General features: G+C 41.1%; 5 protein-coding genes. All 5 read right to left on the reverse strand.

The window, feature by feature from the left end:
* Nucleotides 1-2: 2 nt before the first annotated feature.
* Nucleotides 3-2,246 (reverse strand): beta-glucosidase BglX, encoded by a 2,244-nt coding sequence (gene bglX / locus ACX9NY_RS31655; RefSeq protein WP_472479517.1) that lies wholly within the window; start codon nucleotides 2,244-2,246, stop codon nucleotides 3-5.
* A gap of 20 nt (nucleotides 2,247-2,266) precedes the next feature.
* The gene (locus ACX9NY_RS31660) at nucleotides 2,267-3,673 is read right to left on the reverse strand and encodes a sucrose-specific PTS transporter subunit IIBC (RefSeq protein ID WP_472479519.1); all 1,407 of its coding nucleotides are present in this window, start codon (nucleotides 3,671-3,673) and stop codon (nucleotides 2,267-2,269) included.
* 971 nt (nucleotides 3,674-4,644) lie between these two features.
* The gene (locus tag ACX9NY_RS31665; protein ID WP_472479521.1) at nucleotides 4,645-5,844 is read right to left on the reverse strand and encodes a Ger(x)C family spore germination protein; all 1,200 of its coding nucleotides are present in this window, start codon (nucleotides 5,842-5,844) and stop codon (nucleotides 4,645-4,647) included.
* Nucleotides 5,845-6,669: 825 nt separating this feature from the next.
* Entirely contained in the window at nucleotides 6,670-8,013 is a 1,344-nt protein-coding gene (locus ACX9NY_RS31670; protein WP_472479523.1) for a carboxylesterase family protein, read from the reverse strand.
* A gap of 746 nt (nucleotides 8,014-8,759) precedes the next feature.
* The gene (locus ACX9NY_RS31675; protein ID WP_472479525.1) at nucleotides 8,760-11,102 is read right to left on the reverse strand and encodes an InlB B-repeat-containing protein; all 2,343 of its coding nucleotides are present in this window, start codon (nucleotides 11,100-11,102) and stop codon (nucleotides 8,760-8,762) included.
* Nucleotides 11,103-11,168 lie beyond the last annotated feature (66 nt).

Here is an 11,168-nt window from a genome sequence, read left to right on the forward strand (position 1 = left end):
GATCATGATTGTTCCTCCCGGTGGAAGGAAAAGTTGAAGGTCAGCGGAGTATCTTGTGAACTTGTACCGATGTACACATCAAAATCACCTGGCTCACTCTGATACTTCATAGTGCTTCCAACAAATCTGAGCATCTCTTCACGAATGGAGAACTGGACAGTCCCCGTTTCGCCACTCTGCAAGAAAATTTGCCGGAAATCGGTCAGCATTTTCACCGGTCTCGTTACACTGGCAAACCGATCGCGAATGTACAGCTGAATCGTCTCTTTTCCGGAGAACCTTCCTGTATTGGAGACAGACACCTCAATATCGACTGACTCATCAGTGCCCATTTCTTTCCGGCTGATGGAGAGGAGGCTGTAGTCAAATGTGGAATAGGATTTTCCATACCCGAACGGATAGAGCGGTTCGTTTACTTCATCGATATACCTAGTTGCAAAACGGTAGGAGCCGTTCTCTGATAAATCTGGCCGTCCCGTATTGAGCTCATTGTAATAGACCGGAATTTGTCCCACACTGCGCGGGAAGGTCATTGCGAGCTTACCGGACGGATTGACTGTCCCGTATAGGATATTCGACAGTGCATCCCCTCCCATCGTTCCTGGATACCAAGCTTGAATGAGAGCGTCGGCTTGGTCGGCAACTTCAGTCAGAATCAATGGACGTCCGCTGTACACGATGACCACAAGCTGTTTACCCAATTGCTTTAATTCTCGGAATAACTTCAGCTGTGGTTCTGGTAGTGTCGGGTTTGTGCGTGAACCGCCCTCTCCGCTTTGATAGATGCTTTCTCCCAAAGCGAGGATAACAACATCTGCTTCTTTCGCGTTATGGATTGCTTCCTGCAGTAGAGCGTCCTCACTTCCTGTTTCAACAGGTAATTTATCTACATACTTACCAAGGGCTTCTCGTGCATGGTCAGGTAAGAGGTATGAGCCCCGGCATACATACAGTTTCTCAGCATCCAGATGCTTTAACAGTCCTGTTTTTAAATTTACGGTATCCGCTTCGTCTCCCTTGATTGCCCACATACCCAGGGTAGAGTTTTCTTCTGCGTAGGGTCCAATTAAAGCGATCGTAGTCTGTTTCGATAATGGCAACAGATTCTTTTCGTTTTTCAACAAAACAATGGATTCTTCTGCCAAGGATTGTGCAGCCTTTTTATGTGCATCTGAAAGAATACGAGTTACTTGCCCCTGACGATTCTTCAATCCACGGAACGGGTCCTCAAATAGTCCAAGCTCACTTTTCAGCTTTAACACACGGTAGACAGCGTCGTTCAGAAGCTGCTCCAAATGTTCGTGACCCGAGATCACGCTCTCCAGCTGGTTGGCATATACGGCAGTCTTCATATCGATATCAACCCCTGCCGCCAGAGCAAGTTTGGCGGCTTCAGCTACGTTTTCCGCGTAACCGTGCATGATCAACTCTTCGACCGCCGCGTAATCAGAGATTAAGACTCCATCAAATTTCATTTCCTGTCTGAGCAAATCACGGTTCAGCCATTCGTTTCCCGTGGCGGGAATACCATTTAATGTATTAAACGCAGTCATGACAAGCTTGGCCCCTGCATCAATTGCAGCTTGATATCCTGGTAGATAATATTCGCGCAGCATATGTTCAGACATGTCTACAGCGTTGTATTCTCTTCCGGCTATAGGTGCACCGTACGCAGCAAAATGCTTAACGCAAGCAGCAATTTTATCGGAAGGAATGCTTTCTGCTTCTTGTCCCTGAATTCCGTAGACCATGCTTTCAGCATATTTTTTGGTTAGTAACGTATCCTCACCGGGTGACTCCATCACCCAACCCCAACGGGGATCTCTAACTACATCCACCATCGGGGAAAAGGTTACGTGAACTCCTTCGTCATAACACTCCCGAGCTGAAATTGAAGCCGCTTGCTCAATGGCCTCAAAGTTCCAGCTGCATGTCTGAGCAAGCGGAATGGGAAAGATCGTTCGGAATCCGTAGATGATATCCGCCATGAACAACAGCGGTATTTTGTGACTGGATTTTTCCAGATAATCTGTTTGCAACCGGATGATTTTGTCTGAATCCGTTACGTTAAGAATGGAACCGGTGTTATACACATTATAATCAGGATGTAGACCCAATTTTTTAACTGGTCCCGTTACAACGGTATCTAAATCTCCTTCAAAGAAATCACCAGTTAGTTGAACTAGTTGGCCAATTTTTTCTTTTACAGTAAGACTGTTCAACTTTTCTAGTAGTTTATTATGCATGGTTCTCTCCACCTGTTTCTTTATTTAAGTTTAGCTGTCTCTTTGAAACCAAACATCCAAGTAAGGACGAATGCTATTCCGAATCCAATAGCGCAGGTTGCAATGTACGGAAAAATCTGCGAATTCAAGTACAACAGCATACCCGGAATGACTGTGATCGACATGCCTGTTGCCTGAACATCAAGAATTCGTGCAAAGAATCCGGCGAATGCACCACCGATTAATCCCATTAAGAATGGCTTTCCGTAACGAATGTTTACACCGAAAATGGCAGGTTCCGTAATCCCCAGTAGTGCGGACAGGGAAGAAGGATAGGCAACGGACTTAATCTTGTTACTTTTTGCCTTCAGACCGACAGCCAGAGCAGCTCCAGCTTGTGCGGCAATCGAACCAGAACTAATCGCATTGACCATATTCCAGCCACTGTCACTCAGCATTTGTATTTCAATCAGGTTCAAAGCATGATGCAAACCGGTTACTACGATAAATTGATTTATACCACCATAGATAAATCCGCCGATTCCAAACGGTAGCTGCAGAATCCATGTAACTGCTGACAAGATCAACACTTCAACTTCATGGAACACAGGACCAATTACGAATAAGCCTAGTGATAGAGAAACTAGTAAAGTCAGGAACGGGGTCAAGATCAAATCCAATGCTTCAGGAACGATTTTCCGGATTCTCTTTTCCAATAGAGCTCCGACTATACCGATGATAAACGCAGGTAGCACCGATCCCTGATAGCCGGCTACTTTAATAAATCCAAGGAACCTTAGCGGTTCCTGAACACCCTGGGCAACATCCCAGGAAGTTGGCAGGGAAGGGTGGACGAGCATTAAACCGAGCAGAATTCCGAGCAACGGTGATCCGCCAAATACCCGGAACGTCGACCAGCAAACCAGCACAGGCAAGAAACCAAAAGCAGTGTCAGTCAAAATTTGAGTGAACATTAAGAAATTGTCGGAAATGCTATCCGGTGTAAGTCCAAACCATCCGAGGATGGCTGGCTGCGTGATCAAGCCTCGGACACCCATAAATAATCCCGTTGCTACCAACGCTGGGATAATGGGTACAAATACATCTCCGAAAATCCGAATCATTCGTTTGAAGAAATTATCATCTTGTTCAGAGGCCTTTTCTTTCAAATCCGCTTTGGAAGTTGATGAGACATCCTGGCCGATCATGGCTTCATACACCCTATTGACGGTACCGGTTCCAAATATGATTTGATATTGTCCGGAAGTAAAGAATACACCTTTAGCCTTGTCTACGTTTTCAATAAATTCATCATCAATGATGTCCCGATCCTTAACGATCAATCTGAGACGCGTGGCACAATGTGCCATCGAAATGATATTGTCTTTCCCACCAAGCCCTTTAATTACATCCTGGGCAATTTTTGCGTACTCCTTATCAGCACCCATCTGTCTCTTCCTTTCGATTCATAAGTATTTTCCTGCTTCTAAGCATATCAAGATGGCGCTTACAAACAGCGGAATTATTTTACGCGATTAAGGTCATTTTTTTACCTTTTGCCCGCCTTTCCCTAAATGAAATGGATATAAAACAAATTTATTTAAAAAGATTCCATATATACCAAAATAAGATTTAATAATTTCATGGAAGCCATGGATGTCATCTTATCCTTGCTGGATTTTCTTACTCGTACATTATTGTTTATTTCCACACTAAAGTAAAAAAATATACCTCGATGATTCTAAATGTACCAATGATTTGCAATATTGAGTGCATGAGATTTCCTCCCGATCCTTTTTAGTAGAGTACTCTATTACAGATGCTTCCATTGGATATTCAAGTATTTTTTGGAGATAGAACGGAAAAGCCCAATCTCCATAATAAGCATCAGGCGTTTTGGAAATTCATTAGTTAGAAAAAAATATTATTATTGCGAATTGTTATGCTTCCTCATTCTTAATGATTTATAAAACTTACATAAGATTATTGATAAATCGGAGGTTCCGTGAAGATTTAACAAAGATATATTCAAATTATGTGGCTAAGCTAACCTGTCCGTTAGCTAATGAAACAGACAAAATATTCGAATCGACATTGATACCATGTTCCCAATCTTTTCTGCAATGGAACTGAGTTCTTGCCTTCAGAAAGAGAATTGTGTTTTTATCACGCCCATAAGTTCTGTCATGATAATATTTAGATAACAATCTAATCCGAAATGACGCAATGTTCTTGTCTTTTTCGGAAATGGTACTATGTTTCTGTCCTAAGCTGAGGACAAGAATTTGGTTCCTTAAAACAAAAAAAGCCGCTATAATAGCGACTAATGAGTTCACTAAATCAACAGGGCGAGTTAACCTTATCTCCTTTTATAGGCTAACGGCATCTCTTCATAATCAAATTGAATGTTAAAATGAGATCACTCCGTCGATGACCCCTGATTTGTGAATTTGATCTTAACGTCGTATGTAATCGGAATTCCACTAAACATCTGGTCCCAGTTTGGTTTGACTCTTTTCCATACTTTCGGATATTTAATACGAAGCTTTTCTCCAAATCCACCTACATCAACTTTGAGCTTATGCTGCATTTTGTATAACATCTCCTGGATCTGTTGTTTGGTCAGATCGCTGAATTCCTCTTCTAGTTCATCCAAATAAATCTCAGTACCCTCTTTATCTGGTGAAATCCAGTCTTCCATTAACCAGCCATCCGAGTCCACCTTGACATGGAAAGAGATGTCATTTCCTTTGACCAGTGGTATAATTTCACTCTTGTTATGTTTAATTTCATAGGACACAGTACTCCCTGATTTTTCCCGATACATTTTGATAATACCTTCATGTGCCCTACCTTGAATCCAGGATACCCCCTCGATATCAGTCTGGCTCAGACTACCGACCCACCGGTTGGTCTTACCATTGTATACGTTTGCTCCTGAAAATGTGTTTTTTCCTTCAAATGAAATCACATTTTGCAATAAATAGCTTGATCCTGACTGCATAGTTGCATCCAGCTTGCTGAGCGACATCTTCGGAAGTATCTTATTGGTATTATTCGCATTTTCAGCGAGTCCTATAAGATGAAACGCTGGAATTGCACCAGATTCATTGGATGATAGTACCTCTATTGCTTCTCCATTGCTCACCAAAACCAGACAGCTTGGACGAATGTCATTATCCCGAAGCGCAAAATCAAGAAGTTGATTTAAACTATATTTTTTGGTGACCTCGACTGAAATAACGATGACTTTAAGATGATGACTAATCAGTGGTCGATCTCTTCTCAGTAAAAACTGACGAAGAATTTGAATTAGGGAATCGCCTGTTTCCCGTTCATTAATATAGGCTTTCCCTGCTTCTGGTGATCCCTCCCCCGACTGTTCCTTAGCCGTTCCTCTCGGTACAATCTGCATCGTAGCTGTAATATTATTCTCTTTGGGATAGCGACCTCCCTGTCGATTTGTACTTCTTTCAAATGACGTTTCTCGCTCCATATCGATTCCAAGTCCGACATATAGACTAAGATCCTCGATCTCCTTGCTGCTCCAGCAACCAGTGATAAGCAGAAGAAGAAGGAATCCAGAGAGCAACAATCCCAATCGAATAATTTGATTCATGCCTGCTTTCCTCCATTTATTGGATTGTGCTATCCTTTCGGGGTGTACGATAAAAACATCGGGTTATTTTAAATAATAGGTATTTATGAGTATTATTTCCCTTTATGTTCACATTAACACATTAATTCTCTTATAATAATGAAATCCTAAACATACTTGATTTTTTTAATTCCACTTTTATCCCTTCCCTGCAGTAGCAATTCCAACCTTTCAAAACATCAGCAACGGATATGACTTCGCAAATACCTGGGATGATCATTCCCCACTATTCTAACCTGAGATGGGGACGGTAAATTAGATTACTTGGAAACTCCTTTTATATTTGTACTTAATCCTTTCGAACGATACTCAACTCTCACTCTGTCTTAATATTGTTACTTATTTTAGTAAGTCCATATATTCCTTGAGGGCTTATTCGCTTCGAGGAATCTGCATAAGTCATAACAGTCTAGCAATGGTATCTAATTTTCATGATATGTATTATCTCTATCCTTTTACATGTCTTGAGGATAAACTGTGGGCGGAGTGGATCTAATGTTACTATAGCCATAGACTGTGTAGTTTCGATTGGTGCCAGCGAACCTCTATATTCAGTTATATAACCTGCCGGTTGTTAAATAAAAGCAGCCGATTACTTTAATCAGCTGCTTTCTTCGTATTTTTGAGTTATCGTTTTCCGACAGTTTAATAATATATATCATACGCTTCCAAGTTGTAGACTGAACGGGCAGGTTACGTTAGTACTGTATACAGATAATATTCATAGAAAATTAAATAGTAAACTGTGCATACATACTCAAACCCTATTCTATTATTTCCTGTGACTTAAATGCTATCAATTTTAATTAGCCCTTGGACATGAGTTTTGTGTACTAATCCTGTTCGAGCAAATTCTCCCCATATCTGACGAATTTCCTCCCCCTGATGTTTAAATTCCTCCCAAGAGGTACCTTCAAGTAAAGGTGCATTTTCCCAAAGTTCTCTGTCTTCAAACAATAGAGGGATTTCAGTAGCATGGCCTCCTGCAAACTTGTTTTCAGAAGCCCCCCAATTGATTTTATACTTGTAACCCCGTCCTCCTCCAAGAGAATGTCTCTTAGCAAACTCTTTGACCCCTGAACCGTAAATTTTAGCAGTACCCCACTTTATCCCCCCCCACAATATTATTCCTCCTAAAAAAGGGATAGATGTGATTCTTTGCAAAGTCGAAAGTTGAGGGATAAAAGATGCTATTTCACGATCATTGCAACCTACCATTATCTCAATACGCGATGCAACTTTCCGCCATGCTTCTTCTACATTTTCTTCATTTGGTAGAGGAAAGTGTCCATATTGAATTCCGAACGGCATTAAAGATTTTAAACCAAAAGAATTCACTTTCTCTTGTATACGAGACTGTGCCAGAACCACATCCTCTGTGGAAACATCAATGGAGGTGAGTGTACTATCTCCAAGCATCGACATCATGGTAGTCATTTCATTTCGGTTCTGCAATAAACCAAACGGTGCACTTTGAATAATCGCTCGCTTAAACAATCCCTCTGTTCCATTTGAAATCATCAGGTGTGCAACTGCATCTCCTCCAGCAGATTCACCGAATACAGTAATATTTTCTGGATTCCCCCCAAAACTAGGAATGTTTTGTTTTACCCATCGTAAAGCCTCAATCTGGTCAAGTAAACCTAGATTTGCAGGGGTGCCTTTCTCGCTGCCTAAATAACCAAACAAACCCAATCGGTATGTGACTGTAACTACAATAATGTCTTGCTCTCTTACCAAAGCCGCTGGATTATACATAGGGTGATCTCCTGCCCCCGTTACATAAGAACCACCGTGTATCCATATCATTACTGGTAAGCTGTCTATAGGTTTAGCATTCAGTGGAACAGTTACTGAAAGACGTTGACAGTGTTCGTCAAACTTCATTTCTCTAGTGAGCTTGTTTAGGAATTGCCTGGTAAATTCATCTTTCGGCTGCGGACACGCAGGAGACCACGCTGTAGCATCAATCATTCCATCTATCGATGGTTCTGCAATAGGAACTGTATACCTTTTTGAAGTAGCATATTTGATACCTGTTGCCCTTACAACTCCATCTGTAATGTCATTCCACCCCACAATAGTTCCACAAGGACACTTCCATGATGGGGATAGGTTAGAATCATTCATTGCCTTTCAACTCCTAATCTTCTAGTTACCTAAGTATTTACTCTTGTTTTTGAAGATTTTCACTTGTCTTCAAACCCAATGACTTCTCCTCTATTACTGTATCCTGATAATATATTTTATTATAAAGGTTGAACTATACTTCAAGGTAAAGATAAAATTTATTTTTTTGCTTCTTCAACTAAGCTACCCGTTAGCATACTAGCAACTACTGATTTTACAAACTAAACGCGCTTCCGAGATCATCTATGGTCCACAGCCTGATCGTCTTGTCTCTAAGTGCTGATTGCAGTGTTAAACTTGCGACTTTTGCATATTTGACCGAAAAAAATGGAGATGATCTTATATTTTATAGATCGATGCACACCCAGACAAATGTTTCCTCATTATCATGCTATGGTATTAGCCACGCTGCTGGGCAAGGGAGATCCGGATCTTAGCGGAAATTTCAATCGAATCAAAAAAGAAAGTTTTTCCTTGTATAAACAGACTGGAAGATGTTCTGATTATATCGACCATATTTGCAATAAACATCCATTAGTTGGGATGATATAGAAAAAACACGAGGCGTTAATACACATCCTCGTGTTTTTCAAATTACAATGAAGCAAATTAGTATCCTGCAAAGAAAGTCGTGCAGTTTGATAACCGCACGACTTTCTGATTCATGAATTACAGCCATTGTATAGTATTAACCGTAGCCTGTTTTTTACCTTCCGATTAATTTGTTGATTAATGTATTTAGACGTTTATTGTATAACATTCAATGCTCGGTACACCATTGCCACAAACTGTGCACGTGTCACGGGTTCATCTGGCTTAAATTTGCCGTTATCACCTAGTACAATCTCTAGTTCTGCCAGTGCAGCGATGTAATCATAGCTCCAATGTGTTGTAGATATATCTTGGAAAGCAACTGTTCCACCTGGTTCTATCTCAAGGGCCAGCGTCAAAATTTTGGCCATCTCCGCACGAGTCAGTGAATGATCTGGATTAAAATTCCCATGTGATCCATCGACTATTCCTGCTTGTTGCAGTGACATAATGGCTTCATAGTAAGGATGGCTTGGTGATACGTCAGTAAATGAAGCTGCCTCACGTATGGGTTCAAACTCGAAAGCACGTGTAAATAATAGTGCCATGTGATGGCGCTTAATGCTTACATTAGGATGAAAAGAACCGTCCGGATACCCTGCAATCATCCCTTGATTTGCTAATTCCTCAATCATTTCTTTTGCCCAATGTCCTGAAAGATCGTCAAAAGTAACAACGGGTCGTTCAGCCTTTGGTTCCTCTGGTGTTGGTACCAATGATGTGCTTTCGATCCATTTTGCATACAATTTTGCATCTTTGGTCACTCGATCCTTAGTGATGTCCCACTTGTTTGTCAGCGCAATATCATGATACCATCCGCCAAATGTATAACCTTCTCTTGTGGGGATGGGTAGCTCTGCTAACTTTGTATCATACCCGACAGTCAGATGATCTAACACGTTCCCACCATTCGTTTCAAAAAATACAATTGAATTTTGGTGAGGCGATGGAGTAATTCCTCCTCCATTATTGTTAGAAGAATTGTTTGTAATCCACTTCGCATACAACGTCTTATCCGCTGTAATGACATCTTTCGCAAAGTTCCACTGGTTAGTGAGGGCTACCTCTTTAAACCAACCGCCAAACGTATAACCTGGTCTCGTTGGTGTACTAGGTTCAGTTGACTGTTCATTGTAAGGTTTATTCTGAGGCGCTACCATACTTCCTCCATTTGACTCAAAAGACAAGGTATAGTGATTAATTTCCCACGCCGCGTACAACATGACATCAGCTTCGTTTATATGGACAGTATCATTCGCTACATAGCTTGTCCCACTTCCATCTGCTTCCGTATTCCAACCAATCAATGTAAATCCAGTCTTCACTAGACTTCCAACATTATCGGCAACTGTTACGCTACTCCCCGCTTCATAGGTTTGACTATCTAGGGGTACCTCTCCTCCAGTAGCTCCATTCCCGTCATAGCCTACGCTATATTTAATTATGGTGAATGCAATGGTAATCGAATTACCTGCGGCATCTGTAACAACAAGTACATGGGAACCTTCAGTGTCCACAGGTGAGCCACTTATAAAGTCATGGCCGTTCAATGTTGCTGTACCTTCATTAAAGGTAATGGTCCGGGAGGAATTATAGCTTTCTCCATCTGTTACACCCGTAACGATCGGGGATGTAGTGTCCAGTACAATACTTGCTTGGGCCGTCCCGACATTGCCTGCTCGATCAATAAATCTCACATAGACCGTTTTGCTTCCATCTCCAGCTGCTAACGTATAGCTTTTAGGTGAACTAAAGGCTGCGACACCCGACCAAGATCTATTGTTATTCGAAAATTGTACGCCTACGACATCTGTTACACCGCTATCTAAGGATAAATTAAGCGTTACATCAGGACTCGTTGTATACGCGTTTCCATTATTAATAACAACAGAGCCTGTTGGTACTACTGTATCCATCGTTATGATTGTTTGATATTCCGAAGATTCATTCCCTGCACCATCAACTAGCTTAAAGATCAAAACGTTTTCTCCATCATCATTTCCTATACCTATCATAAAGCTTGGCACATAATGCATCTGTGTAAATGGATGTCCATTAACTGAATATCGAATATGCGTAATATCAGTTACTCCCACGTCTGGCATGACTGAAACAGATACACCTGCACTATTCGCTTGATTTACAATTACCGTTCCTGTCGGAGGGGTCTTATCTATTCGGAATTGGATCGTTTCTGAATGACTACCTGCTGTAACTGTTAATGTATATGAACCTTCAGCAGTAGCCTGTGTTCCACTTGTAAATGGTTTTCCATTCATAGTTGCTGTACCAATGTTGAATTTTGGCGTTACATTTGTATTATATAGGCCTCCATCGACAATTCCTGTTATTTCAATGTCTACGGAGGATGTAATCATGGAATACGGACTGCCTCCCATGTTGGCTTGAGCTAAACTTTGATTATTAAAAATTACGATAAATGCCATATAAATGATGATCACTAGCAAGCTTGCAATCGAGACAATTCTCTTTCTCATTACGTACACTTCCTTTCATACAATTCGTTATTGCTCAAATAGACCTTTTTTTATTTGACCCCATCT

Source organism: Paenibacillus sp. CB74, from assembly GCF_055687625.1.